Origin of the sequence: Paenibacillus glucanolyticus, from assembly GCF_037333485.1 — a bacterium.
GTDB classification, from domain to species: Bacteria; Bacillota; Bacilli; order Paenibacillales; family Paenibacillaceae; genus Paenibacillus_AQ; species Paenibacillus_AQ glucanolyticus.
The window spans coordinates 3668341-3694950 of record NZ_CP147845.1; the positions used below are offsets into that span (position 1 = coordinate 3668341).

At 46.4% G+C, this 26610-nt stretch carries 25 protein-coding genes; 8 read left to right on the forward strand and 17 right to left on the reverse strand.

Going from position 1 to position 26610, the window contains the following annotated elements; all coding sequences use genetic code 11:
* Window positions 1–71 precede the first annotated feature (71 nt).
* Window positions 72–584, reverse strand: a complete 513-nt coding sequence (locus tag WDY75_RS17260; RefSeq protein WP_006210113.1) for a PadR family transcriptional regulator — start codon at window positions 582–584, stop codon at window positions 72–74.
* Window positions 585–799: 215 nt separating this feature from the next.
* Between WDY75_RS17260 and WDY75_RS17265 the strand changes: the two genes are divergently transcribed.
* From WDY75_RS17265 to WDY75_RS17275, 3 genes are all read left to right on the forward strand, one after another.
* Window positions 800–2029, forward strand: a complete 1230-nt coding sequence (locus tag WDY75_RS17265; protein WP_006210112.1) for a cytochrome P450 — start codon at window positions 800–802, stop codon at window positions 2027–2029.
* 287 nt (window positions 2030–2316) lie between these two features.
* Complete coding sequence (locus WDY75_RS17270) at window positions 2317–3264, forward strand: helix-turn-helix transcriptional regulator (RefSeq protein WP_006210111.1); 948 nt, start codon at window positions 2317–2319, stop codon at window positions 3262–3264.
* 65 nt (window positions 3265–3329) lie between these two features.
* Window positions 3330–3875 (forward strand): DinB family protein, encoded by a 546-nt coding sequence (locus tag WDY75_RS17275; RefSeq protein ID WP_082834401.1) that lies wholly within the window; start codon window positions 3330–3332, stop codon window positions 3873–3875.
* A gap of 62 nt (window positions 3876–3937) precedes the next feature.
* On the opposite strand, the gene WDY75_RS17280 is transcribed toward WDY75_RS17275, so the two are convergent.
* From WDY75_RS17280 to WDY75_RS17320, 9 genes are all read right to left on the reverse strand, one after another.
* A complete protein-coding gene (locus WDY75_RS17280) occupies window positions 3938–4960 on the reverse strand; it encodes a serine hydrolase domain-containing protein (RefSeq protein ID WP_063479442.1) in 1023 nt (340 codons plus the stop codon).
* Between the two features lie 2 nt (window positions 4961–4962).
* Window positions 4963–5793 carry a MerR family transcriptional regulator gene (locus WDY75_RS17285; protein WP_063479441.1) on the reverse strand — a complete coding sequence of 277 codons (831 nt, stop codon included), beginning with the start codon at window positions 5791–5793 and terminating at the stop codon, window positions 4963–4965.
* Between the two features lie 210 nt (window positions 5794–6003).
* Window positions 6004–7155, reverse strand: coding sequence for an AI-2E family transporter (locus tag WDY75_RS17290; RefSeq protein ID WP_006210107.1), 1152 nt, complete (start codon window positions 7153–7155; stop codon window positions 6004–6006).
* A 385-nt stretch (window positions 7156–7540) separates the two neighbouring features.
* Entirely contained in the window at window positions 7541–8506 is a 966-nt protein-coding gene (locus WDY75_RS17295; protein ID WP_063479440.1) for a DUF4097 family beta strand repeat-containing protein, read from the reverse strand.
* A 214-nt stretch (window positions 8507–8720) separates the two neighbouring features.
* Window positions 8721–8879, reverse strand: a complete 159-nt coding sequence (locus WDY75_RS17300; protein ID WP_006210105.1) for a hypothetical protein — start codon at window positions 8877–8879, stop codon at window positions 8721–8723.
* A 41-nt stretch (window positions 8880–8920) separates the two neighbouring features.
* The gene (locus tag WDY75_RS17305) at window positions 8921–10375 is read right to left on the reverse strand and encodes an alpha/beta hydrolase family protein (RefSeq protein WP_063479439.1); all 1455 of its coding nucleotides are present in this window, start codon (window positions 10373–10375) and stop codon (window positions 8921–8923) included.
* A gap of 128 nt (window positions 10376–10503) precedes the next feature.
* Window positions 10504–11484 carry an alpha/beta fold hydrolase gene (locus WDY75_RS17310; protein ID WP_063479438.1) on the reverse strand — a complete coding sequence of 327 codons (981 nt, stop codon included), beginning with the start codon at window positions 11482–11484 and terminating at the stop codon, window positions 10504–10506.
* Between the two features lie 325 nt (window positions 11485–11809).
* Window positions 11810–13183, reverse strand: a complete 1374-nt coding sequence (locus WDY75_RS17315; protein WP_006210102.1) for a sensor histidine kinase — start codon at window positions 13181–13183, stop codon at window positions 11810–11812.
* Window positions 13180–13854, reverse strand: a complete 675-nt coding sequence (locus WDY75_RS17320; RefSeq protein ID WP_006210101.1) for a response regulator transcription factor — start codon at window positions 13852–13854, stop codon at window positions 13180–13182. The genes WDY75_RS17315 and WDY75_RS17320 overlap by 4 nt, the downstream gene beginning before the upstream one ends.
* A 211-nt stretch (window positions 13855–14065) precedes the next feature.
* On the opposite strand from WDY75_RS17320, the gene WDY75_RS17325 reads away from it, so the two are divergent.
* Window positions 14066–14614 (forward strand): NAD(P)H-dependent oxidoreductase, encoded by a 549-nt coding sequence (locus WDY75_RS17325; protein ID WP_006210100.1) that lies wholly within the window; start codon window positions 14066–14068, stop codon window positions 14612–14614.
* 25 nt (window positions 14615–14639) lie between these two features.
* Here WDY75_RS17325 and WDY75_RS17330 read toward each other — a convergent pair whose 3' ends face one another.
* Both WDY75_RS17330 and WDY75_RS17335 read right to left on the reverse strand, forming a co-directional pair.
* A complete protein-coding gene (locus WDY75_RS17330) occupies window positions 14640–15017 on the reverse strand; it encodes a winged helix-turn-helix transcriptional regulator (protein ID WP_006210099.1) in 378 nt (125 codons plus the stop codon).
* A gap of 275 nt (window positions 15018–15292) precedes the next feature.
* Entirely contained in the window at window positions 15293–18472 is a 3180-nt protein-coding gene (locus tag WDY75_RS17335; RefSeq protein WP_063479437.1) for a bifunctional cytochrome P450/NADPH--P450 reductase, read from the reverse strand.
* 481 nt (window positions 18473–18953) lie between these two features.
* Between WDY75_RS17335 and WDY75_RS17340 the strand changes: the two genes are divergently transcribed.
* Entirely contained in the window at window positions 18954–19445 is a 492-nt protein-coding gene (locus tag WDY75_RS17340) for a DUF2798 domain-containing protein (protein WP_040680659.1), read from the forward strand.
* Between the two features lie 247 nt (window positions 19446–19692).
* On the opposite strand, the gene WDY75_RS17345 is transcribed toward WDY75_RS17340, so the two are convergent.
* A complete protein-coding gene (locus WDY75_RS17345) occupies window positions 19693–20814 on the reverse strand; it encodes an NAD(P)/FAD-dependent oxidoreductase (protein ID WP_063479436.1) in 1122 nt (373 codons plus the stop codon).
* Between the two features lie 199 nt (window positions 20815–21013).
* Window positions 21014–21388: a VOC family protein gene (locus WDY75_RS17350; RefSeq protein WP_172964053.1), complete on the reverse strand. Its 375-nt coding sequence runs from the start codon at window positions 21386–21388 to the stop codon at window positions 21014–21016.
* 381 nt (window positions 21389–21769) lie between these two features.
* Between WDY75_RS17350 and WDY75_RS17355 the strand changes: the two genes are divergently transcribed.
* From WDY75_RS17355 to WDY75_RS17365, 3 genes are all read left to right on the forward strand, one after another.
* Window positions 21770–22465: a DUF1796 family putative cysteine peptidase gene (locus tag WDY75_RS17355; RefSeq protein ID WP_231888063.1), complete on the forward strand. Its 696-nt coding sequence runs from the start codon at window positions 21770–21772 to the stop codon at window positions 22463–22465.
* Between the two features lie 252 nt (window positions 22466–22717).
* On the forward strand, window positions 22718–23113 hold the full coding sequence (gene mscL / locus WDY75_RS17360; protein WP_006210093.1) for a large conductance mechanosensitive channel protein MscL: 396 nt from the start codon (window positions 22718–22720) through the stop codon (window positions 23111–23113).
* A gap of 208 nt (window positions 23114–23321) precedes the next feature.
* Entirely contained in the window at window positions 23322–23768 is a 447-nt protein-coding gene (locus WDY75_RS17365) for an OsmC family protein (RefSeq protein WP_006210092.1), read from the forward strand.
* Between the two features lie 61 nt (window positions 23769–23829).
* On the opposite strand, the gene WDY75_RS17370 is transcribed toward WDY75_RS17365, so the two are convergent.
* The 3 genes from WDY75_RS17370 to WDY75_RS17380 form a co-directional block, all read right to left on the reverse strand.
* Window positions 23830–24627: a polysaccharide deacetylase family protein gene (locus tag WDY75_RS17370; RefSeq protein ID WP_063479435.1), complete on the reverse strand. Its 798-nt coding sequence runs from the start codon at window positions 24625–24627 to the stop codon at window positions 23830–23832.
* 99 nt (window positions 24628–24726) lie between these two features.
* Entirely contained in the window at window positions 24727–25275 is a 549-nt protein-coding gene (locus WDY75_RS17375; RefSeq protein ID WP_063479434.1) for a DinB family protein, read from the reverse strand.
* 181 nt (window positions 25276–25456) lie between these two features.
* Window positions 25457–26608: an NAD(P)/FAD-dependent oxidoreductase gene (locus WDY75_RS17380; RefSeq protein ID WP_063479433.1), complete on the reverse strand. Its 1152-nt coding sequence runs from the start codon at window positions 26606–26608 to the stop codon at window positions 25457–25459.
* Between the last annotated feature and the right edge of the window lie 2 nt (window positions 26609–26610).

A 26610-nucleotide genomic window follows, 5' to 3' on the forward strand; every position in this document is an offset into this window, starting at 1 on the left:
TCGTTATCGTACGAATACATTTTGAGTCATAACCCTCTATCCTCTCATACAAAAGCCTTCAAGATGCCTCTCTAGCTGTCCGTCTTACGAATCAACTCATCAATCCACAGCATTTCTCCCTTTACTTGGGATATGGAAACTTGCAGAACTTCATTTCTGTACCCATCGTCCACGTGTTTGCCTTCCCGCTTCTTAAGATCTTCCCAAAGCGCTTCCAGGTCTTTTTTTCTCATGTTTAATATTCGGAGTTGATTATCCCGAGAAATGCGCTGAAATAGCGACACTCGGATGAGAAATTCGATTTGATGCTTGGCGTCTTTCTCCGAAAATGCGTTGATAAGATCCGTAATTTTGGTTTTACCCGCCTCGGTTATTTCATAAACGAATTGATTGGGTTTACCATCCTGTTCGTTTATTTTTTTAGTAATCAAACCCTGTTCCGTAAATCGGCGCAAAGTGGGATATAACATATTGTGGTTAACATCTGTTAAATAACCTAAATCCCGTTGTATTTCCTTCTTGATCTCATATCCATGCTTAGGAGCCATTTCGATCTGGATCAATATAAGTAGTTCAATGTACATGTATTCTTACCTCTCCATTAGATTCAATGTTCTTTTTGTACGAATATAGTAAGCTTACAGCCTACGAATTCGTTCTTCAATCATAACTCGACAAATAAAGACGATTAGGGTCCTTTTGTCTTAGGCCATTAGCAAGATTCTCCCCTTGTTTATATATGTTAAAATAACATGTGTTAAATTAACTCCACTAAAATTTAGCAGTTGGGAGGAAAGATATGAATAATGAAATTATCTCTTTAGAGGAAATTACTCAATTTCAATCGCCAACCGAGGAATTCAACCCTTATGTGTGGTACAAACACAAACTGCAAAATGAACCGGTAAGCTATAATCAGGCAACCGATACCTGGAATGTCTTCCGTTACCAAGACGTCAAGCGAGTGCTTAGCGACTACGATCACTTCTCCAATGTGAGGATGCGCACAACCATCAGCGTAGGCGCAGATAATGATGAGGGTAAACATATGGGCAAGTTTAACCTGATGACAGATCCTCCGGAACACAGAAAAAGCCGCTCCCTGCTCTCTGCCGCATTTACTCCTCGCAGCTTGAAGCTGTGGGAGCCCCGGATTCAGGAGATCGTGAACGAACTTATCCATGAGATGGAAGAAGCCGAGGTCATTGATGTTGTTAAGGATTTTGCCAGCGCTCTGCCTACGATCGTGATCGCAGACTTGCTCGGCGTTCCTTCACAGGACAGACAATTGTTTCAACAATGGGTATACGATTTATTCCTTCCCATCCCCAAAGAAAATACTGAAAGCGTAAATGAGCTGAAACGACGAGCGGCTAAAGAGTATTACAGTTATCTCTACCCTCATATCGTTCAGAAAAGAGCAAACCTATCAGACGACATTATTTCAGATTTGATTCAAGCCGAGGTGGATGGTGACCGATTGACCGATGACGAAATCGTAAGAACCACGATGTTTATCTTAGGTGCCGGTATTGAAACGACAAGCCATCTGTTAGCCAATACATTCTACGCATTCCTGTATGATAATAACCAAATCTATGCTGAAGTTCGAAATAACCGCGAGCTGCTCCCTAATACCATGGAGGAGATGCTCCGTTATCGGTTTAATATTGCCAAAATGGATCGGACCGTCAAACAGGACAATAACTTGCTTGGGGTTGATTTGAAAAAAGGCGATGTGGTTGTTGCGTGGATGAGCGCTGCAAACATGGACGAGGAGGTATTTGATAACCCCTTCACATTGGATATTCATCGTCCCAACAACAAACAGCATTTGACCTTTGGCAACGGACCCCATTTTTGCCTGGGTGCTCCGCTTGCCCGATTAGAGGCTAATACCGGGATTGGCCTCTTCATGGATAAATTCTCTCGGATTGAAGCTGTGCCAGGCTTTAAGCTTGAAGATAACTTGACTCCATCCGCAGCGGGACAAATGCTCTCCTCCCTGCCCGTTCGTGTATACCGATAGAATCATTCAGTAAAAAGAAACACCTTACATCATAAAACGAGGCAGCCACCCAAGTGTAAGGGCGGCTGCCTCGTTTTAGTCGTAAGCGTAAAATACTACCCACCTGTAAATGCAATCCGCACCAATTGTCTATCTGGAAATATCAACAGCTAATTTATAGTTTTCGCCTATTTGTAGTAGAATAATGAGAAGTGATGCCATATAAACAATCTTTTAAGGTACCCTATTAATTAGGGGGATCTTGAATTTTAATAGGTAGCGAATCTCTCGGTAAAGGATGCATTGCAATGAACAAAACGGATCGTTTATTAGCCATAGTGCTTGAGCTGCAGCGTAACGAAGTGTTACGAGCCGAGGATTTGGCCGCTATATTTGAAACAAGCGTGAGGACAATCTACAGGGATATTCAGGCTTTGAGTGAAGCTGGCGTATCCGTGATAGGGGCTCCAGGTCAGGGATACTCCTTAATGGAGGGGTATTTCCTGCCGCCTGTCAGTTTCACGGTGGAAGAAGCAGTGACGTTACTCATTGGGACAGATTTTATCGAGCAGTGGTTCGATACCCACTACAGCAGTAAGTCTCGCACTTCTAGAAAGAAGATTGAAGCCATTCTTCCGGAACCGATCCGCAGTGAGGCAACCCGGATTCGCAAGAGCTTTCGTTTGCTTGCAACCGCTGAAGATAAAACACGAATACAAGAGAAGACATACTTGGAAGTGATTCGCCGGACGATACTAGAGGAGAGGAAAATAAGTTTTCACTATTCCAAAAGAATCGCTGAAGCTAATGGGAACCGCCAAAGTGTTCGTACGGTTGCTCCTTATGGACTTGTGCTTCATCAAGGATCATGGGTACTCATTGCATGGTGTGAATTGCGTCAAGATATCCGTCATTTCCGGTTGTCCCGAATGACGGAGCTGATCGAACTGGAAGATAGATTTATGCTGCCAGCAGATTTTCATTTAGATGTATACCAGCCTCCAGACGATCGTAACGTCAGAGTGCGCATCTGGGTCCAACCTGACATTGCCGATAAGGTAAGGGAATCGAACAACTTCTATATAGACACCATAGAGGAACAAGCGGAAGGTTTGCTGGTGAACCTTCGCGTTCGGCAGCCTGAGGAATTGCTGCATTGGGTGCTTGGCTGGGGAGCCGGAGTGGTTGTGCTGGAGCCGGAATCCTTCCGACATCGGGTTAGAAACGAACTGGAAAAAACGTTAAAACGCTACTGACATAATGGTGTCAGTAGCGTTTTTGTATATTTAGATAAGAAGAAGACTAAAGGAGCTGATCCATGATGATTACAACAAAAGAAGCACTACAACGCTTTGAAGAAACTGCGACACATTATATTCACGAACTAGATCAATTCAATATAGAGCAGTTGAAGGAAGTGCCAAGTGACAACGAGTGGTCTATCGGACAGATGGTTCAACATCTCATCAGTTCGGCGCTTGATATGCAGCTTCGTAATCTGGATCAATGCTTGATGCCAAGCCAAGATCCCTTGGTTCCTCGAACGGAAAAAACCGAGCTTGGTGCGGCTGTATTTGCTCAAGGAAGCTTCCCGCCCATTCGAATTCATGTTCCACCTTCCCCACAATATACGCCGAAGCAGCCAGCAAGCAAGGAGCAGCTCATTCAAGGGTTACACACGGTTATCCAGAGAATGAAGGAGATCGAACCGAGCCTTAAAAAAATGTCCAAAGAGAATACAATGCCCCATCCGTCATTCGGCGGACTGTGTGCGGAGGAATGGTTTTTGCTTGTTGAAATGCACTACCGGCATCATCTTCTGCAGCTGGACCGCTTAAAACAAGGATTGGTACGGGAAGCAACATAAACAAATATAAGCGACAAATGGCCCTCGCTTTTAACAAGATAGGGGCCATTTGTCGCTTACCTTTAGTCTATAACAGCCGGGATGATGTATTCCTTAATCAGTGCCCACCTGTCCCGGGGATTCATGATGAACTCGGAGGCAATGGCTACGACCAGCTCCATTTCCGGAATACAGCAAATCACATTGCCGCCATCGCCTAACGCCAGGTTGGCACGTACGCCGTCTTCTTCGCGCAGCCACCATAAATAACCATAGTTATGGGGATTCATCGTTGTAGATTCGTCAATCCAGGACCCCGATATGATCTGGCGGTTATCCCATAAGCCGCGGTTCAAATAGAGGAGACCCACTCGTGCCATATCGCGGGGACGAAGCGTAAGCCCCCATCCTCCCGTGGAATGACGATGGGGATCTTCAACCCATCCTTTCACGTTCTTCCCAAACAGATCCTCAAACCCGAATGATGTCATCCCGTAATCCGGAATTACGTTCATGCCAATAGGCTTAAACAATCTCTCGTTCGCATAAGCGCGAGCATTTTGTCCCGTACTGCGGGTAAGAATGGCTGACAGCAGATGCGCCCCAGCGGTTGAATACTTAAATGCACCAATATCTCCGCCCTTCCCCAGCATATCCAGCGTATACTTCACCCAGTCAGGCTGCATGCACAGCTTATCGAGGGGTTCATGCCAGTCCTCGAATGGATAAGGAGCCGTCATTGTCAGCAGATGGCGTATTGTGATTTCCTGCTTCTGCGGATCAATAGCATCAGGAACATACTCAGGGAAAAAATCCAGCACCTTCTGGTTCACCGTTTGAATGCATCCTTCATCAATGGCTATACCAATAAGGGCAGACAATATGCTTTTTGTTACGGATGCGACATGAATCGCATCATCCGGGCCATAGCCATTGTAATATCGCTCATAAGCAATATGCCCATGCCTCACAACCACGATTCCGTTTATATTGCTGTACCCGGAATTAATGGCAGACTCAAGCTCTGACAGCTTCCCTACATCCATTCCCAAAACTGCAGGATCCTCAGTTTGCCATTCTCCGGTTGGCCATTCATAATGCTGCATCATCAGCCCCTCCTTCTCTTCACTGGAAAATACACCTCGGTCACGCAGTCCTCAGAACCCGTGGCTCGTTTAGGGTCGGTTATATAAACTTCATATGGCGAATTCTCCAATTCGTATCCCTCGCGTTCAACCCATTCCATAAGGGCTGCATATACCGACGTCAGCTCCGAATATGAGCCCTTTAGGACAGACTTCGCACATAGACCTCCAGACAAATCTCGCGTCCCCTCTACCGTCTCCTCGATCGGGATGGCAAACTCGGTATCATTGCCGTCAGGCTTGTATTCAGAGCTGTGATAAATCGTCATGGGCGTACCCAGCAAGGTGAGTTTTTCAGTTGCAATCTGTTCGTACAAACTCCCGAAATATGTTCCATATCCTAGAGCGTAGTCGTCACCTCTTATCATCTGACGCATACTAAGAATTCGGATGGACGGGGTTTCAACGAGTTCTACTTCAATGCTGTCGAGGTACGACATCAGGGGGACGCCTTTCTCTAAATTTGAGATATCAAGACTCATTAATTTCAAAGTGTGTTCTATAGCATTCAGCTTCTCCAGCATCTCCCTTCTCTTACGACATAGATCTGCACAGAGCAGTTCTTCAGATGGATCTTCTTCCCGTTCCAGAATAGCTTTAATTTCTTCCAGGGAGAAATGATAGGATTTCAAACGGTTGATAAAAAGCATCTTTTTGAGCTGACTGATGGAATAATACCTGTAACCGTTCTCCGGGTTAATCTCATCGGGAAGAATTAATCCGATCTCCGCATAATATCGAAGCGTTTTGGTAGATACTTCGCATATTTTCGAGAATTCTCCGATGGACAGCATGGGATCACCTCATTCTTTTTGTTGGTATACGGATGAACGCTTCAAGTCCGAATCTTTGTTCCATTTCAATGTACACGTTGCCCTAAGGACAAAGTCAACGGTTCAGATCTGGCTGTGCTGAGATATTTACGAGAACGTTGATACTATGATCATTGTTCATGAAGCAGAAACTCCCGCCTTCCGGCTGATCGCCGTTGGACGGGAGTTCGATTACTTCAGATGGTTTGGCGGTGAATCATATAGCCCTGATGTGTCTTTAAACCATTTAAAGATGTGGGTTGCGCAAACCTTAAGCACCGCATACCCGGGAACGGCCAGCAGAATGCCGACGACACCAAACAGATTACCCGATGTGAGAATAACGAAGATAATCGTGATCGGGTGAATTTTAAGCGTTTTGCCCATAATCTGTGGTGAGATAAACTTGCCTTCGATTAACTGTACGATCGTCCAGACTGCCACCATCTTCAGCAGCATCACGGGAGAAGTAACCAGAGCCACAATCAGCGCTGGTGTAATCGCGATCGCTGGCCCCAGGTAAGGTACGATACTCGTAAACGAGGCAATGATGGCCAATATAAGTGCATAGTCCAGACCAATGATCATGTAACCGATATAGAGCAGAATACCGATACAAAAGCTGACGATAATCTGTCCACGGATAAACGAGCTGATCTGGTGATTAATGTCTTGAAGTACGTGGAATATGCCGGAACGGCTCTTGGTTGGCAGGAAAGACAAAATCTTCTGCGGCAGCTTTTTGCCGTCTTTCAGCATATAAAACAGAACGAATGGCACCGTCACGATCGACAACACAATCTCGGTAAAAGCCCCCAGGAACCCGCCCACTCTGGCCCATGTATGGTTGAATATTTCCGTAGCTTTCTGAGTAAGGGTATTCCACCAATCCTGAGAGTTAATGCTCACTGCATCCTGAAGCTGACTAAACAACTGACTGCCCGTAAGCTCCTCGAATTGCAGCCTAACATTCTCGCTATATCTCGGGAAATTGTCAATCAGTCCCGTAATTTGATTGCGCAGCACCGGAATGACCGCAAGCACGACCACCGTCAGTATACCCGCAATAGCCAAATACAGGATAAGTATGGACCATCCGCGTTTGATATTCCTCTTTTCCATGATATCCACAAGGGGATTAAGCAGATAATACAGTATTCCGGACAGTATGATCGGCAATACGATCGTCTTGATCAACACGGCGAGCGGGTGCAGCACAAATGAAATCTTGCTCAGCACCAGTATGTTGACTCCCGCCAGAAGCAGAATGAGCAGCAGAAGTACAAACTTGTTGTTCAGAAAAAATCGCTTGAACCGATCCGGCCAAATGCGGGGTTGTTCCATATATGTCCTCCCTCACTTATGTAACGTTTAGTAAAATGTTGCGCCACTTCATACAGAAGAAATTCAGCAGCTGCTATTAAAACTAACGTTCGTTAACTTCATTCTTTTAACTATAATATTGAACCTGGTCCCATGTCCAGTTCACCAGGTTTAAGCTAGAAAAATGCATACAGTCCTTCTTCAAAGTACGTGTATTCCTGCTCATTTATTATCCTTTTTCCATATCCTTCAAAGAATGTATTCTTCTCGGATGGAGTTTCGATGGCGTCAGGCTTAGGGCGAAACCCTCTCCATTATACGGGCTGCTGTCGATTCCATGCGAGCAAAAAAGACATCCGATCCCGGATGTCTCTACTTTTTTGCAAACCAAATGAGCACTCATTCGTTATTTCAATATGAAATTTCCGGACCCTGTGCGAACCTTTAATATCACGCCGCCATTGCCGAACATTCCCTTTAATCGGTTCTCGTCTTGGTCATTACCCTCATAACGGATTCCGTCCCACTTCAAATCCCAATTGCCGGAGCTTCCTTCAAAATCAACTTCCAGCGAGGAAGGCTCTTTAGCGAGATCGATGGTCACACGGCCGCTGCCTGATCGAAGATCGGTTTCATGCATGATCCCGTCCGCTTCAAGAAGTATACTTCCGGATCCCGTTTTTCCTTGTATCGCTGATTCTCCGCCCTTCAGTACGACCTTGCCGCTGCCACTCTGAAAGCTTAACTCCGAAGCCTCATAGCGTTCGGCCGATATATCGCCGGAGCTTGACTCCAACATGATCGAATCAGCAGCAATCTCCTCGGCTTTAATGTCACCGCTGCCTGTGTGTATGACCCATTCGCCGCCCTTCACTTGCTGCACGTCGACATCACCGCTGCTTGCCTTGATCGTAACCGAATCTCCCTGCAATCGCGCGATTTCGATATCGCCGCTGCTGCTGTCAATCTCGGCGGATGACCATTGTTTCTCCGGCAGCTCCACCGTCAGATCCAGATGCATGATCCGTACGCCCACGTCGATACCTTGGGGTACATCTATCCCAAGCTCCAGCGTATCACCGTTTGGTTCTGCCTTCAGCTTCACTTGATCCGCCCACTTTGGGCTTACTTTTCCGTCTAGGCTAACCTTAATCTGATCGGTATTCCCTTGAACGAAATGGATATCACTGCTTCCTGTGTGAAGGTTCAAGTGACGGTAATCGTTTGCGTCGAAGGTCTGCCCTTCGCTGATTTCTTGAGTATCCAATGAAAAGCCGAAGTTGATACCCGAAAAGATTTTTATCGGGTTCATCGTAATAATCAGCAGCAGCACACCCACCGCAACGATCAACAAACCTGTTTTTTTCTGCATAACGTATCTCCAGTCCTTCCATCTTTACGATTCCACTTCCGCTGCAAATCCGAAGTCCTGTTCAGTATATCACCCTGGAAAGAGTACTAACATTAGGCCTGCGAATGAGATTGGAGCCCCGACTTTAGTCCAGTTTCGCTGACAAACGGAAAAAAGCCGCGATTTCTCGCGACTTCTAATGCAAACATATCTTCACTTGTGTTTTCCCATATTCCTACTCGTTTAATGAAATTTCAAATTGGGAGCCAGCCTCACCTGCAAATACAATACGTCCGTTCTCTGGCAAGATGACCTCATTCTTACCGCTGACCACGGTGTGATTAATACAAATACCCGTCTGGTCATATACTGCAAAGGCATTGAGATAGACCATTGAAGTGTATTTCTCATTCTGAGTTTAAATGTTTTGCTTGATTAGAGTTCTTCCGGGTCTATAAATTTCACCTCTGGATACATGTCGCTCGGTCCCTGAATCAGATTTCCACCCGTTCCTTTTAGTTGTTTATTAAAGAAATCGAGTACATATTGATTAACAATGCTTGATCCTCTTTTACCATTGATATCTCCTGTTATCCCCGACAGTTTAATTAACTCCGAATAGAATTGAAGGTCCGTGAAATTGAAGTGCTGCGTTCCTTCTACATAAATCACATTTCCCCCATGTTCGCTAACATTTTTCATAATGTGCAGCTCATCTGAGAGAAATTTATTGACTTCATTATCCGAATTTCTATCATTTTCAAAATTGACTAACCAGTCTTTAAAACTTCCCGATCTGATGAACATAAACGGCTTGTTTATATCATCTCTATTTTCCACTTCATTTAGTGACCCGTCCATATTGACCCCGGCCTTGACTCTTTGATCTAAATAAGTTGTATTAAACGCCGTTGCACCCCCAAAAGAATGCCCCATCACGCCTATGTTTTTTAAATCGATCTTCCCTTTAAATTGACTTTCAATTGCACCTAAATTTAGCTTTTCGATTTCATCTAGTATAAACTCTACGTCTTCTGTCCATATATTCCCGATTTTTGTACGATCATCTATGGTTGTCATCTTTGTTTTATAATCCGTTACACGGCCATCCGGAAAAATGGTAGCAAAGGTGCTGTACGTATGATCGATTGTGACTACGACAAAACCATGACTGGCCAGATTCTCGGCCTGTGATGCCTGTAAAACTCGACTGGTTCCCATGCCATGAGATAGCAGTACCAAGGGATAAGGGCTTGTAGAAGGCAATATTTCTACATTTTCATACGAGTTGGTTCTATTATACTTCCAGTAGTCGAGCACAAAGGCGGGCAGCTTTAAAGAAGTAGAGAAGCTCTGAATATACTTTTTGAACATTTCTGTATCACTTGGAAAAAGAGTTCCACGCTTGTTGTTATTCCTATTTTCAGTAGGGTACCAAACTTGAACCATTAGCTCCCTCTTATCGCTTTGATCTTCAGTTAAAACTTCATCTCTGTTTTGATCCGTAAAATGAAAGGTTTGAGTACCCACTTTCTCTGGGCCATCAGGCTCCGGCAAATCAAAAACAGGTAAGTATGCAGACAAGACGGTAGAACCCACAAGCAGAATGACGATTAGGGAAGATAAACTATATTTCAACAGCTTTCCTATTTTTAGATTCACCATCTTACCTGAATGCCTGAATGAAACGATGAGTATGAATAGAGCCGTCATGATATATACCAGAAGTAATTGCCATCTGTATCCTTCAACCAACAATTGAACTACAAATATCACGCTACTTCCTATAGCCAAACCCAATCCTGTTTTCTTTGCACTTCTTTTAATAAACAATAGATCTACGAGTAAAGCGAAACAGGATAGAACTAAAAGTATTTCAAATAATCTCATATGTAACCCTCTCTTTCATTACGGATATCAGCCGAAATGGACAAACTGTGGAAAGCCGCCCCACGGGACGGTTTCTCACATTCATTAATGCACATCTGTGAAATCACGAGTGGACTTTTTCAGAACATTTACTTCGCTTCGTTCATAAAGGTTCTAACATCTTCAGCTATTTCTTTAAATAAAGTATGGTGCAAGTAATGCTCGCCATCCATTGTTATTACTTTTCCATGTACCGAGTCTTTGATCTGCCCTTCATGCAGAGGTATCCATCCTAGTACGTCTTCATTATTCCCTTGTACAAAGAGAAGAAGAGGAAGATCTTTGGGGAAGGTTAAACCTTGAGCCCCTTTAAAATTGGAAGAAATATGATCCATCTCATTCAACATCGTGGAACTGTTTGAGTTTTTATTTGACAGCATTTTCATCTGCTCGACGGTGTGATCATCAAATGGGAGTCCAGCATAAGGGTCACCACCAAATTTAACCACTAATCTTTGGAGACCTGATTTTTTAATAAATCCGAACATTTTTGTAGGTAATTTGGCATCAATACCCGGTTGTGTTGGAACACTGCTGTCAATTCCGACGAATGCAGTTACCTCATCCGGATATTTGTTCACATAATCAATGCCGTAAATGCCTGCAATGGAGTGGCCCATAAGCATATATTTGTTAATATTAAGCTGCTGTAGAGCTTCATGAACTTCACTTACGATATTTTCTGCGGTTCGTTCTTTTTCAGTTCCATCACTCAATCCATAGCCGAAAGGCTCAACTGCAACAACTTTGTAAAATGGAGATAATTCATCAATAAGCAGCTTAAAATCTAGCGCTGGTGCTGCTGTTCCATAACCGGGAAGAAGCACGATCGTTTCCTTGCCTTCGCCTTGAATGAACACATTCATATTTTTCCCGTCTACAGATACGTGCTGGCCGTATGGCTCTATCTTCTTCGCCTCTGAATTGCTACTGATCACATTCGTGATATAAACAATACCTAGAAACAGAACAATGGCGATTACGATTGCTCCTAATATTTTAAGTATAATGTTTCTTACCTTTCTGGCCCTCGAACCAATCTTCGCTTTCTTTTCCTCTGGTTGCGTCACTCTCATCTTCTCCTGTCCTGAACTGTTTGTCGTGAATCATTCATTGCTGCTGCGGCCTCATTGGATTTCCATGGCTATAACGATTGTGTGTCACATACACCTGCTCCTATGCTCATCTGTTTAATGGCCGTAACAAGCCGTTAATGCAAGCCTAACCAACCAAGATGTCCTCACCATGACGACAATATGAACGGAGTATGAACTAACAACAAAAAGGCCACGTTTCACATACAAGGAAGCTTGTATGTGAAACGTGGCCTGAAAATTCGGTTTAAACCATAATCCAGTGTATATTCTGTTCTGTACATTCATCTCTCCTGTATGTCTAAATATCGGTGGGTGGAGTGATTGGCAATGAAACGATGAAGGTCGTTCCCTGACCAACTTCGCTTTCCACAACGATATCACCTTGATGAAGCGATACAATCTGTTTAACGATAGCAAGTCCCATACCACTGCCATCATACTTGCGGCTGTGGGAACGATCCGCCTTGAAAAAACGCTCAAATATGCGCTTCTGGTCTTCGAGAGGAATCCCAATACCCGTATCGGAGATTCGGACGATTACAATTTTGACATCCAGCTTGATGCTGACGTGAATCACGCCGCCGCCATCCTTGGAAAATTTGATGCCATTGCTGAGGATATTTGTCCACACCTGATTCAATTGGTCATGATCAGCCGTTACTTTCACATTCTGCAGCTCAAGCTCAAAATGAATATTGCGGGCAGACCACTGCGGCTGGAGGGCCACAATGACCCTTCTGATCTGTTCATCCAGACTGAGTGTGACCAGCCGGGGCTGCTGTGACTGCGATTCAAGCACACTCAGCTTGAGCAGGCTGTCACTCATTTTGGATATCCGCTTTGTCTCAGCGATGATAATATCAAGATAACGACTTCGTTCGTGATCGGCGAGATTCACTTGCTTCAGCGCTTGAGCATACCCCGATATCGAGGTGAGCGGAGATTGAACCTCGTGCGACACGTTTGTCACAAATTCCCTGCGCATCTGCTCCAGCTGCTGCAGATCGCGCATCATGTCCTCGAAGCTACGGGCCAGTGTCCCGAGCTCCCCTGTTTGCTTGATATTAAGCTTGACGTTAAAATCTCCAGCGGCGATTCGCTTGGTCGCTTTTGTCAGTTTTTTGATGGGTCTAACCAGGAATATAGAAGCAATCAAAATCAAGATGCTCCCTACAATCAACGAACAAGATGCAAAGATCAACGCCCACTTGACAACAAAAGAGGAGGATGGTGGGGCGAGCGTTTCCAGAAACATCGCTTTCGTTCCCATTTCCGTTTTCAAGGGCAGCCCTAAGAGGACCGTAGCAATACCATTCGGAGTGTCCTGAACAACGCCTCCTCCCAATACCTTCTGCAGCTGCTCCGTCGACACAGCGGCAGGCTGATCTTCATGATACTTACCATAGGACTGGAACTGTCCCGATGCTTCGTAAATTCGAATATGATAGGAATCGAGCTGCTTCATTCCGCTTACGAATGAATCCGCTTCATGTAATGGAAGGATCTTGTAAATCTGCACGATGTCTTGGGCGAAGTTACGCAAATTGATCCGAGCATTTTCGTTCAGTTTATCCTCGAATATTAAAGTAGACATAAAAAAAGAAATGACCGTGCCGGCGATGACAGAGACCAAAAATGTCAGGACCACACGAATATATAACGTTTTGATCATTCGTAAACCTCAAGCCGGTACCCCAAACCGCGCACCGTCTCGATCCGAAAATCGGGCGTTTCCGCGAATCGTTCACGCAGGCGTTTAATATGTACGTCTACCGTTCGATCATCTCCGGCATAATCAATTCCCCAGATTTGATCAATCAGCTGCTCGCGCGTATAGACTTGTCCGGGTGTTCCAGCGAGCTTATAGAGCAGCTCGAATTCCTTCAGCGGCAGCGTGAGCGACTCTGTCCCTCTCGTCACCTTGTATGTCTGCCGATCCAGGATGATGTTGCCAAAGTGGACCGTCTGGGTGGATCCAATCTTGTATCGCTTCAGTAATGCTCTGACACGAACCGTGAGCTCCAACGGATCAAACGGTTTCGTTAAATAATCATCCGTTCCCAGTTCGAATCCTTTCACTTTCTCCCATGTCTCACCTCTTGCAGTCAGCATAAGCAGCGGAAGATCCGGATTGGCTCTTCGCAGCTCCTTGCACAGCGTCCAGCCATCCATAATTGGCATCATAATATCGAGCACGACCAAATCGACGGGTGTTGAACCGTAAACGGCCAGTGCTTCCTTGCCGTCCCGTGCTTCAACCGTTGTGAAGCCGTCGTTTCTCAGAAATAAACAGACGAGCTCGCGAATGTTCGGATCATCGTCAGCAACCAGTATCGTAGGCATCTAGTCCCTCTTTTCCTTTATCCATCCTGTAGAGTAATCACCATTATACTATAAATAAATTTAAAACCTAAAAGCGTGGATCATTGAGAAATACTAGAGTTTAGAGTAACACTCACATTTTGGTAAGTACCTGTAGTAAAAGTGCATACTTACGTATTCGAAGTCCACCCATTATACTCAGGAAGTAATCATCCTGAAGGAGGACAAATCATTGAAAACACTTGTAATCGTCACACACCCAAGCATAGAAACATCCGTCATTAATCAGCGGTGGGTGGAGGAACTCCAGAAATATCCGGACAAATATACGGTACACGAACTGCATAAGGCTTACCCTGACGGAAACATTGATGCAGAGAAAGAGCAGCAATTAATTGAAACGCATGGCAGCCTCGTCCTGCAGTTCCCTGTCTATTGGTTCAATTGTCCGCCACTTCTCAAGAAATGGCTTGACGATGTTTTTGCTTACGGCTGGGCTTATGGTTCAGGTGGAGGAGATAAATTAAAGGATCGCAAAACGGCTTTGGCTGTAACAGCCGGGATCAAAGAAGAGGATTATCGTGAAGAGGGAAAATATCGCTATACACTTGAACAGTTACTGACACCATTCGAAACAACCTTCCTATACTGCCGTGCGAATTATCGCTCGTTCTTTGCGTATTATGGTAAAGAAACGGAGCCTGGTATAAATGATGAGTCGGCTTCAAGCGATCTGGAGACAAATGTGCGAGAGTACTTGAATTTTATTGACAGCCTGTAAAGATCGCTCTCATCCAGCTGTATGTTCAACACAAATTTGAAGCCTGCCGCTGCGCAGCATCCAGTGGCAGGCTGCTGTTATTCTCTCCCCACTCACACATCATGTTTAACAGCGGAATGAGCGAAAGTCCGCGTTCTGATAATGTGTATTCCACTTTGGGCGGGACCTGGGGATATTCCGTGCGAACGATTAAATGATCCGCCTCCAGCTCTTTTAGCATGACACTTAGCGTTTTATATGATATGGTGCCGATTTTTCGTTTCAGCTCATTATGACGCATCACTTTATTTTCAGACAGCCAGTACATAATGATCATTTTGTACTTACCGCCGATTAAGGACAACGTATATCCAAAGCCGGTCTCTTTTACCCCCACGCCCGTCGGTACACAGGTTTCGCTCACAAGTTACACTCTCCTTCTGAATCGTTTCGATATCGACAAGATGAACTGGCAATAACCGCAAAGCACGGGTCCCTGTCGAAAATTAATCTTATCATAAACAATAATTAAGAATTGCAGCATCCCTTATTCTTCCGAACTTTTTTCCTCCTCTTCAGTTTAGCAAAAAAAGCCGCGAATATCGCGGCTACATATACCTGTTCGTTGTTGTCCTTGACTAACCGCATTCGACAGCCTCGTCTCGTTATGTCAAGAGTCGTTGCCCTTCGCAGCGGAGATCAACCTGCCCAAACATCCTTTACATATTGGCCCTCCGCTTCCAGCCTGGATAACCAGGAGGCAGCTTCATCCGCGTCCACGCCGTATTTATCCTGATAGGATACAATCAGCGTTTGTTCAACCTCAGGCGCCATCCGGGAGCCGTCACCGCAGATGTACATTCTCGCTCCATCCTCCAGCAGTGACAGCAGCATTTCCCCATCCTGTCTCAACAAATGCTGGACATAGCATTTCTCCGTACCCTCCACTCTCGAGAAGGCAGTATGAAGAGTCACCAGGTTTTCTCTGGCCGCCTGTTCAAACTCCTCTCGGTAGAGGTAATCGTGCTCCGGATTCCGGCAGCCGAAATACAAATGCGCGGGACCCAGCTTCTGTCCTTCTGCCCGAAGGATTTGTCTGGCCTGAATGAATCCCCGGAACGGTGCCACACCGGTGCCGGGCCCGACCATAATGAGCGGGGTGGCTGGGTTGTTCGGGAGTTCAAAGCCCGATTCAGGCGAACGGATAAACATCAACACCTCTGCGCCCGTCTCCAACTGGCTCAAATAATTGGAGGCAATGCCCCGGTATTCCCCATAACCGCTCCAAGCGCTTTCCCGCACGACACTGACTGTGATACTCGCTTGGGTCCAGCTGACTCTCGGAGAGCTGGAAATCGAATAATATCTCGGTTTGAGTGCTGGCAGCAGCTCGAGAAAGCGTTCAAAAGGCAACTCACAGGCTTCATACCGTTCCAGCAGCTCCAGCATGGTGAGACGTTTAGCCCGTACCTCGGTCTGATAAGTGTCTTCCGCAAGCAGACTCTGCAGCTCTTTGGCATGCGGCGGGCATACCGTACAGGCTGCCATCTCCCGAATCTGAGCCCTTGTGGCCGTCTCCTGCAGCTCGATGCTGCGATGCAGCAGATCGTCCAGACGCACGGGAACCCCTGCCGGTAAATGGGCGCTGCTTCTTCCTTGAACGGACAAGACCAGATGTGCCGCGGCATCCAAGTGGAATCTGCGGAGCACACGCTTCACCAGACTCTCCGGATTGACTGGGAGTATGCCCATGTGATCGCCTTCTGCATAGTTCGTTCCTTCCGGCAGCGATATTTCGATATGCTGCGTGATGCGTCCGCTATCGGCATGCTGCAAGTTGCGGCTGTGCGCGATGTGCCCGGTGACGGCATGATAGGTTTCTGCCAGTGGAACGGCTGCCCCTCCCTGAACGAACTCAACAGACAAGGTGCTGCGCTTCGGCTTGCTGCTGGCCATGACTGGCAGTCCCAGCGCCTGCATCAGATCGGGCCATACATGTTCCGTCCATTCATCAACTTCACGTTCAAAATCGCCGCTCGCATCACTCTCACCGCGCGCAAGCAGGCGCTGTGCCCCTTTGGCTGCCAGCAGCTCGTCAATTTGGCGCGGAATCCGTTGGTAGGTGCTGGCCCAGTTGTGATCCCCGCAGCCGAAAACCGTATACCGAACGCCTTGTATTTCGGATTCAGCCGCATTCTCCAGCCATTCCATAAAAGCCTTGGCATTGGAGGGCGGCTGACCGTTATAAGAGGCGGTTACAATCACAACGGCGCCTTCCTTCGGAAGATTTCCAGCGAAGTCGTCCAGTGCACCTACCTGACTGTCGAATCCATGGTACTTGGCTGCATCAGCCACCTCTCTGGCAATGCCTTCACCCGTGCCCAAGTTGGACCCGTACAGCGCGAGCAGCGGCGTATGATGAGCGTTATCCGCAATCCTGTCGGACTGGGCGTATTCCCTCTGTTCCTGTTCGGGCACAGCAACACTTCCTGGAATCAAGAGGGCTGCCCCTCCCTTACGGTTACGGACTTTAATGTGGAATGCATCCGGCTTCAGGGTCAGTGTCTCCTTGACTTTCAGCTCATAATGCTGGGTATCGACCAGTTCAAAATATTTGAGAACCAACCCGAGCACCAAGGTGGCCTCCTGGAGTGCAAACTGTTGGCCGATACAAGCACGCTGTCCGTTGCCAAACGGTTTGTACGCGTCATGCGGCACCTTGCTCGGATCTTCAAAGCGCTCCGGTTCGAATGCCTCCACATCGTCTCCCCATACGCGCGCGTCTCTGTGGAGTCCGGGAATCAGCACCGTCACACTATCCCCTTTCTTAATGGGATAGGTTCCACCGATACGGGTATCCTCTTTTGCAGATAACGAAAAGGCAGGCGCAGTCGGCCATAACCGAAGTGACTCGCTCAGAACCATGCGGACGTATTTGAGTTCCCGCACCTGGTTATACGAAGGAACTGGATCCTTCAGCACGCGGTCCACCTCACTTACCGCCTTGCGCAGCTTATCCGGGTTTTTCATCAGAAAATAGATCGCGAAGGAAAGCAGCCCGCTTGTGGTCTCGTGCCCCGCGATCAGAAATGTGATCATCTGATAACGGATATTCTCATGATCCAGCCGCTCGCCTGTATCAGGATCCACGCCCTCCAGCATGTGCGCCAGCAAATCTCCCTCCTCGCCGCCATGCGCCTTGCGCTCTTGAATAAGCTCATCCACAAGCGAGAACATCGACTGAATGTCCTCCTGAAACTGACGTTTCTTCTTAATCATGAACATGTCCTGAATGCCCAGCCGGTGAAGCTGGTTCATGCCTTCATCAAGTGAACGCACCATGCTGTCGATAAATGGATGATTGTCTTCGCGATAAAAGCTGTTAAACCTATAATTAAACCCGCACAGGCCGATTGTATCGAGTGTCAGGCGTGTCATATCGGCAGGAATATCCACTGTTTCATCCGGATTGAGCCGTGCCCATTTCTGGATAAGCTGCATGGCAATATCAATCATCTTCGTATGATATCCCTGCATTGCACGCTGGCTGAAGCTGGATAACAGAATGTTATGAGCTTTTTTCCAATTGGGCTCCTGCGTCGCGCTCGTAAACAATCCATCCCCCGCAAAGGGGCGGACATTCTGCAGTGGTGCCCAGATTCGTTTATCAAAACGCTTCTCGTCACACGCGTCCTTAACATACTCATGGCCGGAGACATACAGCTCCTTGCGCCCCCCGGGATACTGAAACTGGAAGATCGGCCCGAATTCCGAGGCGACCTTTACAAGCGATTGGATCGGAGCCGCTGAATCCAGCAGGGGCAGATTACCCAGCGGTCCGAAGGTTTTAGGTTGAGGCACCGGTGTCGTTTGTGTCATGGTTTTTCCCTCCATTATCCCATAATTCTCTTTGTATTTGCCCTTAGGATAGGGCTGAATGAAGCACAGACAATACTGATTGACCATAATCGTAATTCGGTCATTTTTTGATAAAAAAGAAGGATCCGACGCGCATCGCTGGTTTCCACTTACAATGATGGTCTTATCCTGCCTCTTACCCTATCACGATATGATTGTCCCGCACATCAGCCGCAGGTCCATAATTCCAATGAGGGCTTCTGCTCCTCTTTATATTACTTTTCAACCAGAATATGCTCCATTATTGAAACTTTAGGACTATTCAATGCCCATTAATTCATCCGCTGTTCTATAGGAAAACACAAAAAAAAGACACCTTGATGATCGCCCTCATAGTGCGCACCTGGTATCCGGCTACAGAAAACGTTCACAAATCTGTCACTTACGAGAGACTTTCCCTCATCTCTATAATTACAAAGGTAAATGAGAGAGGATGATGAAATTGCCAGTAACAAAGAAAGAGCATTTTTATTTTGGGTTGATGATGTGCATCGGGATGGTCATCATGATGACCTCCTACAATGTAATCACGAACGGATTAATTGGTGAAGTTTCATTCATCGCCATAATCAGTCAATTCGTACTGGGCTTTATCATTGCCTTCTTACTGGAACTGTTTATAGTCGGTCCAACAGCACAGAGAATCGTGTTTTCGATAACGCGCCATAAGTCCGGTAAAATGATTACGATATTGGCAATGTCATTCTGTATGGTGACGGGGATGGTTTTCTTTATGTCTATGTATGGATTAGTTTCAGCTTACCTTTCCCATCACCTCGCAGGAGAGCCCTTGCTTGGAAGTTATTTCGCCATATTCTTGAAAAATTTTGTTTTTGCTTTCCCGCTTCAGCTCCTTATCATGGGACCGCTCGTACGGTTCTTATTCGGTAAAATTAAAACGAGTCGGCTGAAGCAATCATTGACCACCGTCTAGGCTGACTGTCACTAACGCTCCTTAATAGTAAAAAGCCGCCCAGTTGGGCGGCTACTAACCACTGCTCACAAATTGGATTACCCCAATGAGAGCTAATAGAAGAAAAATAGCGTCAGTCTCCTTAGTTCGTTATCATCTACCTATATCCATTCGATAAACACGAGCTAAATCCTCTTCCTACACTACAGAGCCGATATGAGAAGGAAGCGCTGGCCCAATGCCAGTAGCTGTCTGATGCCTTAGTCTATCAATCCATCGCTTTGCGCAGATCATAGTCATGTAGATCAATATCGAGCGTGTCTCCTAGTGCTAACTTTGCCAGTTGGCTTCCTATAAAGGGTCCCATGGTGAGTCCGGACGCTCCAAGTCCGTTTGCCGTTATAAGCCCTTTCCAGCCCGGAACAACGCCTATCACAGGAAGGAATCCGGGCGTAAACGGACGAAAACCCACCCTGACCTCTTGAAAAGTGCTGTCGGCTAAACCCGGTGCTAATTCAAGCCCTTTATTGAGGATTTCCTGCATACCGCCTGCCGTTACTCTAGTATCATAACCTTCAATTTCATTTTCATGGGTCGCGCCTATCACGATTTTCTGTTTATCAAAAGAGAGCAGATATTGATCTGTAGGCGGTATGACTACAGGCCAGCTGCCTGTCTCTTGCTCACCCTGAATTTTCACGTGCATGATCTGAGCTTTTTGATAACTCACCTTAAAATGAATACCTAGGGGCTGGAGCAGTTGGTTTGCCCAAGCGCCTGCACAAACAATGACTTGGTCAGCCTCGAAACGATCCGTCCCGACCGTTACTCCCGTTACTCGGTTTGCCTGATACACCAGCGAGGCATCCCCGCTGATCAGGACAGCCCCGTTTCTATGCGCGGATCGGATTAACGCATCACGCAGCGCACGACCATCTATCCTTGCAGCACCGCTAATATGAACCGATTGATAACCTTCTGCCAGCAAGGGAAACCGCTCATGGGTTTCTGTTTCATTCAACCGGGTGATTTCACCGATTTCCGGAGCATCTGCTTTTCGTTGATGTGCCCGCTCCTCCATCTTTCTGATTTTGTCCAAATCCGCATGAATGCTAAGAGCACCAACCTGAGCATAGCCGGTATCTGGCTCTCCTTCGCTTTCCAGCTCATGGATCAACCCGGGATAGAAACGCGCACCGGCCTTAGCCAGCTGGTACCAAGCTTGATTGCGCCTTTGCGATAGCCAGGGACAGATAATGCCAGCCGCAGCATCCGTCGCTTGCCCTTGATCCTGACGATCTATGATTAGGACCTCTGCTCCCATTCTCGCTAACTGATATGCTGTTGATGCCCCCAGGATCCCTGATCCGATGATGATGACTTTCTTCATAATTACATCCCTTTCCTAAATCACTGTATCCATTATAGCGAATACAGTCTGAAAGTATAATGGCAGCGTGTGCTCCTGCGCACCACCCTTATCGTTGAACGCAAAAAAAGTCGCCGATCCCGGCGACTTCATCATACTTCTATACTCTTGAACTCGGACGAGCCTCTTATACAGATACCCGTTATATTTTTTCAACCCATTACTTTTCCATTACGGCAAAATAGTTATCTTCCTCATCAGCAAAATTGAAGACTCTGCCGGAAGGCAAATTTACAATTTCACCGACCTTGACATTCTTATTCGACAAGTCACTCATTAATCCATCGAAATTTTCCGTGTAAAACATTAAAGAAGGCGTCCCCAGATTTACGCCAGGCGAGAATTTTGCGACAAGTTCCTTATCATGCAGCACGATGCTGGTTTCCGAGCCCTTTGCAGGAGCAATTTCAATCCATTTCATCTGATCGTTGCTTTCTTCGGAAATGACATGAAATCCTACCTTCTCTGTCCAGAACTTCACTGCCTCATCCTGGTTATTCACATACAACATAATTTGTCCAAGTTGGCTAATCATCATCTTTCCACTCCCTTATGTAAAATGAATATCCAATATCCAATGCTCCTAATTCTCTCCATCGTAGTGGTTTCTGATACCTGTTGTGATAGTTCGGTTCTATAGTATCATTCCTTATAAATGCCAAGCCCGCATACGCCAGGCAGTCTACCCTTTCTAACTCGCCTGTGTCACTACCTGAATATTATAGCATGTACACAACGTCATAGTTTCTTATGAATTGCTTATTTTTATAAATTTCTACAAAATTAGAGTTCACGCATCCGTACTTGACCAAAAATAACAGAAATCCTTATAAGAATGGGCTCCCTCTTACCTATGAACATCTAATCGAAGTGAAAGCAAGCCGCATAGGATAGATTAGATGGACAAGAGAGTGTGGTGACGAATTTGAAACTGCAAGACGTCAAAGGTGCTTACGATGTAATTATCGGCTTGGGCAGTTGGTGCGGACCTTCGCTTTATTTGCGGCAACGTGGACTGAGAAGGTTTGCCTTCCCGCTGGACTGGATGATATCCAACTCGATTTCGGATGTCAGCCGATTATTGGACAATCGCTTCGTTGGATTTATGGATCTGGAGCAGCTGCAGAAGACCAAGGGTACTTCGGCTTTGTTGGAAGATGGAGTCGCTGTTTTGTCTGAAGGAAATCAGGTGTATCAAGATGCCCATTTTATTCTGGATACCCGGTATAACATCATATCCGTGCATGATTTCCCCGTATTGCCTAACCAGGATTGGATGCATTCGTACGATGTTTACAGAGGAAGACTCAATCATCGCATCGATCGATTCTTCAGAATTCTTGAACATAGCGAATCCGTTTTATTTGTCAGGTGGGGGGAAGTGACCGCCGACGAAGCAGCCGAGCTGCATGCGGTGTTATCTTCGTTAGTTCGCGGCACATGTAATGTTCTCTTCCTTCAAACTCTTCTCGATTTGGAGAATGTACAAGAAATCGATTGGGGAATGGACGGTATTTGCACGCTGCAGGTCCCGGACAGCCGCCCGAATGATATATCCATTTGGAATTATGCGCTTGATGGCCTCCGTTTGACCAATCGCTGGGGGATGTAACAGCGGAACCATAATAAGAAGGTTACCGGAAAGATAAAAAGCTGCCGCTGAATGTGGGGGACGGGACTGACCCCCACATTCAGCGGCAGCTTTTTTAAGTTCATCATTCAAGAAAAGGCTTTGAATTTGCCTGATAACGTTACAGTTTTCTGCCATTTTGATCTTGCGCATTTGGCAAGTTGCTGATAGGATAATTCGAGTGGCGAAAGTGGTACATGCCTCACATTATGGATTAAAAAGCAGGTGAATAAAATGAATTTGTTAAAAGAATTTAAAACCTTTGCGCTCAAGGGAAATGTGCTTGATTTAGCCATCGGGGTTATTATTGGTGCTGCCTTCGGCAAAATCGTATCCTCGTTGGTGAGTGATATCATTATGCCGGTAATCGGGCTGCTGCTTGGCGGAGTGGATTTCTCCGGGCTTAAGGCTACGATCGGAGATGCAACGCTGACATATGGCGTATTTCTTCAAACAGTTGTGGACTTCCTGATTGTCTCCTTCTCGATCTTCTTGTTCATTCGTATGCTCAACCGTTTTAAACAGAAAGAAGAGGAAAAGCCCGAAGAGCCTCCAGCTCCATCCAAGGAAGAGTTGTTGCTGGCCGAGATCCGCGATTTGCTGAAGCAGCAGAACCAAACGGGTAATTAAGCTCTGCAACTGCTGAGAGTGTTTTCGTTAACTACGAGAGCACTCTCTTTTTTTATGGCTTCACTCTCCCTCACCCATAATTGGTGTTGACAGTTGATGATTCCAAACCTATAATCCTCACTATACCTAGTTAAATAGTATATATTAAAATAATGGAGAACCTGCCTATCCGTACTGAGACTGTTCTCACAAAGAGGAGTGTAAAAGCATGCCAAATGTTCAAACATTCAAAGCAACTGCCCATTTAGAAGAAGGCGTTCGAGTTGTGACCCAAGTAAGACAATTTGAATTGGTTATTGACGAGCCAAAAAGCCTTGGAGGAACTGACACCGGAATGAATCCTGTCGAAGCATTGCTTGCCTCCCTTGGGGCATGCCAATCCATTGTCGCCCGGGTTTATGCTTCTAAATTCGATGTAGTTCTGGAGGATTTCAGGGTAGATGTGGAAGGTGACCTGGATCTTGACGGATTTTTCAACCGATCCGAGGTACGCCCCGGATACTCCGATATTCGATACACTTTTTACATCAAGACTCCTTCGCCAGCAGAAAAGGTCGAGGCCTTTGTGGAATTTCTGGAGAGCAAATGCCCTGTGGGCGATACGATTGCCGAACCGGTGAAGCTCAAACGGAATCGCGTCGTTATTGAAAATTAGAAGAATACATAAAGGGCTGCAGAGTTGCACGAAGCAACATGACAGCCCTTATTCGCTACATTTAAAACCGCGTGATCTCACCCGCTTTTATTTCCAGGGACTCTCCTTCTACACTAACCCAGACGGTCTGAGCACAAGGGTTATGGATCATCCGGCTATCCGCTGAGAAGCGAAGCTGTTCCAGTACGCGGCAATAAGCAAAAATTTCAGCATTCGTGGCATACCAGATATCGTCCCGACCGGCAATCTTCTCTCCGAATCGATCAACCAGATCCCAATTCCGATCATTCTCGAATTCATAACTATGACCCCAAACGTACAGAATCGCCATCCGTGAAAATCTCTGCTCCATATGTACAAACTTCTCGGCATAATCCACCATCTCCATATGATGACAAGTCGGATGCCAGCGAAGCCACTCATCCGGCTTATGGAATAAGCCGTGGCTGTTTACTGTGCGGGCATATTCGATGCCAAGGGAACGCAGCAGGCCGACCACTTGATCGTTGTAAGTGCCAAACGGATAGCTAATTCCCTTTACCGGATAATGGACCAGCGATTCCAGCCTTTTCCGGTCCTCCACAATCTGTTCTATCGCTTGCTCCAAAGGCGTCTGGTCCAGGAAGGGATGATCCACCGTATGCGCAGCCACTTCATGTCCACGATAAAGAGACTCCACCTCCGATTCATCGATATACCCTTCCTTCCCGAGTGTTCCGCTGTTTAAATGAAACGTACCGCGTATCCCGTAATCATTCAGCTTTTCTACCAATCTCCGATCATATTCACGCCCATCATCAAAACTAAGCGTCAATGCTTTTTTTGCGCCGCCCGGAAACCGATCATATTGTATGCGCATTCAAGAACCTCCCTAAAAATCAATTCTTATTGGCACGATGCATCTCCATTCGCACCGATTTCATTTTCATTATACGATGTAATGGGTCCATGAATTGTATTATTTTTTGCTAACAGCATACAGGAATCGGCAGTAACCGATCTCGGCCGCATTTTTCATAAGTTCAATATTGAGCCATGCGAGCAGCTCATGGAATGGCCTATCTTCGAAGGGCCATCGTGTTCGTTCCATGGAAAGCAGCGCTTCCCCCGGTAACCCAGCCACTTCACGCTCCCATTCGTCCTTTAACCGGTTAATCCTATCCCAGGTCTCTTGTATGTTCCCCATAGACAGGACCTCTTCACGAGTCAAGGTTCCACTGCCAAACGAATGATCCAAAACCATGGACCACCAGTATGTGATATGCCATGTTAGCCAGGATATACTTGGCGGGCCAATCTCGTACTCCTCGGTTTCCGGCCAATCCGTACGCCAAACTCCAGATTCGTGATACACGTGAAGTCCCTTCATAGCAGGTCGCGAGTGAAACTCTTCGTCTTGCAGCCCAGTGAGATGAATGTTAAGCATCTGCCATGATATTTGAAACTGAAAATCAAGTGTGCTTCGGATAAGCTCGTTCGGGTTTGATATAGGATGTTCCCCCTGCACGACACTCCACCTCCATTTTAAATAAACAAATCAGACTTTTGTCTTTTAAATTATAGACATAATATTATAACGTCTTATTATTGTCAATAAACAAACTAAGTTATGATTCGCTAGAATGTTGAAATTGAAGTTCGGCGACATATGAAAATAAAAAAATAAAAAAGCCGCTAAAACGCGGCTTTTACCGTGTACTCATGCCTGATTCGGATAACCTGGTTGCTTTCACTAAATAGGACGCCAGTCCAGGAATCATCCGTGTAATGCCAGGGTAGAACCGATTGGTTTTGGCAAAAGCGAGCTTCTGAATTCTTCTCGCCCTTCGAAGCAGCTGCGTAAAGGTATCATTGGCCTCCTTGGTATACTCCTTCTGCCAATCAAGATAGCTGAGTTCTCCCTTGAGGTACTTGTCGGTCCAGTGAGAACACAACAGCGAAGATCGCAGTGCAACGGACATCCCGTCCCCGCACAGAGGCGGAAGCATAAGCAGCGCATCCCCGATATGCGGATATTCAGACCATGGCTCTGGCGTGTCCGACAAGTGGAGCGGCGCAATCGATACCTGGGTTCCTGGAACAGGCGTCCCAGCGGCGATTCGCTGGGCTAGTCTTCCGTTCGTCAGGGAAGCAGCGTGCAGAATTTCCGGAACCGATTTCCCACTCCCTTGTACTGCGTCCAGTGTCAGCAATGCGGCAACATTGACCGCTCCATTCTCGATCGGCGACATCCCGACATAACCACCCTCGCAAAAATACAGTTCGACCCGAGGAGGCAGCGTAATTCCGCTGTAGTGGGATTTCACACCAACATATACGGTATCATCCCGATTATCATCGGAAGCCGTAACGCCACGAGGCTTTTTTGTACCGTATGCGCCGATTACAGCTTTGGCCTGATATCGAAAACGCTCATTCCCCTGCCTCGTTTCTACTTCATACATCTGATGCTCCACCTTCTGAATATTCATTACGGTTGTTTTGGTGGCAATATGCGTACCCGCTTCCAATGCCTTCTCATGCAATAGAGCATCCAAAACATAACGACTGATACCATAGGCTTGCCCGGGTAATGGAGCTGTTATCTCGCCGCCTTGAGGCATGATGATTCTGGCATGCTCCATGGTGCCGGGGTTAACCTCATGTCCGAGCAGATGGATACCCAAGTATTCAAGCATTTCCCTGGTCTCGGGTGACATGAATTCACCGCAGGTCTTATGGCGTGGAAATTCTTGACGATCCAGCAGCAGAGTACGGTGACCTTGCTTGGCAAGCTGCAGCGCACAACTGCTGCCTGCAATTCCTGCTCCGATGACGATGACATCCATTTCCTTCGACATGT

What these genes read in the sequence shown, in the direction of transcription:
- WDY75_RS17345 (WP_063479436.1), bottom strand. Translation starts at nt 20,814, where the DNA reads ATGAAGAAAGTCATCATCATCGGATCAGGGATCCTGGGGGCATCAACA.
- WDY75_RS17300 (WP_006210105.1), bottom strand. Translation starts at nt 8,879, where the DNA reads ATGGTCTATCTCAATGCCTTTGCAGTATATGACCAGACGGGTATTTGT.
- WDY75_RS17265 (WP_006210112.1), top strand. Translation starts at nt 800, where the DNA reads ATGAATAATGAAATTATCTCTTTAGAGGAAATTACTCAATTTCAATCG.
- WDY75_RS17285 (WP_063479441.1), bottom strand. Translation starts at nt 5,793, where the DNA reads ATGCTGTCCATCGGAGAATTCTCGAAAATATGCGAAGTATCTACCAAA.
- WDY75_RS17320 (WP_006210101.1), bottom strand. Translation starts at nt 13,854, where the DNA reads ATGCCTACGATACTGGTTGCTGACGATGATCCGAACATTCGCGAGCTC.
- WDY75_RS17370 (WP_063479435.1), bottom strand. Translation starts at nt 24,627, where the DNA reads ATGCGCATACAATATGATCGGTTTCCGGGCGGCGCAAAAAAAGCATTG.
- WDY75_RS17305 (WP_063479439.1), bottom strand. Translation starts at nt 10,375, where the DNA reads ATGAGATTATTTGAAATACTTTTAGTTCTATCCTGTTTCGCTTTACTC.
- WDY75_RS17315 (WP_006210102.1), bottom strand. Translation starts at nt 13,183, where the DNA reads ATGATCAAAACGTTATATATTCGTGTGGTCCTGACATTTTTGGTCTCT.
- WDY75_RS17380 (WP_063479433.1), bottom strand. Translation starts at nt 26,608, where the DNA reads ATGTCGAAGGAAATGGATGTCATCGTCATCGGAGCAGGAATTGCAGGC.
- WDY75_RS17365 (WP_006210092.1), top strand. Translation starts at nt 23,322, where the DNA reads ATGCCAAATGTTCAAACATTCAAAGCAACTGCCCATTTAGAAGAAGGC.
- WDY75_RS17335 (WP_063479437.1), bottom strand. Translation starts at nt 18,472, where the DNA reads ATGACACAAACGACACCGGTGCCTCAACCTAAAACCTTCGGACCGCTG.
- WDY75_RS17275 (WP_082834401.1), top strand. Translation starts at nt 3,330, where the DNA reads ATGATTACAACAAAAGAAGCACTACAACGCTTTGAAGAAACTGCGACA.
- mscL (WP_006210093.1), top strand. Translation starts at nt 22,718, where the DNA reads ATGAATTTGTTAAAAGAATTTAAAACCTTTGCGCTCAAGGGAAATGTG.
- WDY75_RS17280 (WP_063479442.1), bottom strand. Translation starts at nt 4,960, where the DNA reads ATGCAGCATTATGAATGGCCAACCGGAGAATGGCAAACTGAGGATCCT.
- WDY75_RS17350 (WP_172964053.1), bottom strand. Translation starts at nt 21,388, where the DNA reads ATGATTAGCCAACTTGGACAAATTATGTTGTATGTGAATAACCAGGAT.
- WDY75_RS17290 (WP_006210107.1), bottom strand. Translation starts at nt 7,155, where the DNA reads ATGGAACAACCCCGCATTTGGCCGGATCGGTTCAAGCGATTTTTTCTG.
- WDY75_RS17260 (WP_006210113.1), bottom strand. Translation starts at nt 584, where the DNA reads ATGTACATTGAACTACTTATATTGATCCAGATCGAAATGGCTCCTAAG.
- WDY75_RS17270 (WP_006210111.1), top strand. Translation starts at nt 2,317, where the DNA reads ATGAACAAAACGGATCGTTTATTAGCCATAGTGCTTGAGCTGCAGCGT.
- WDY75_RS17295 (WP_063479440.1), bottom strand. Translation starts at nt 8,506, where the DNA reads ATGCAGAAAAAAACAGGTTTGTTGATCGTTGCGGTGGGTGTGCTGCTG.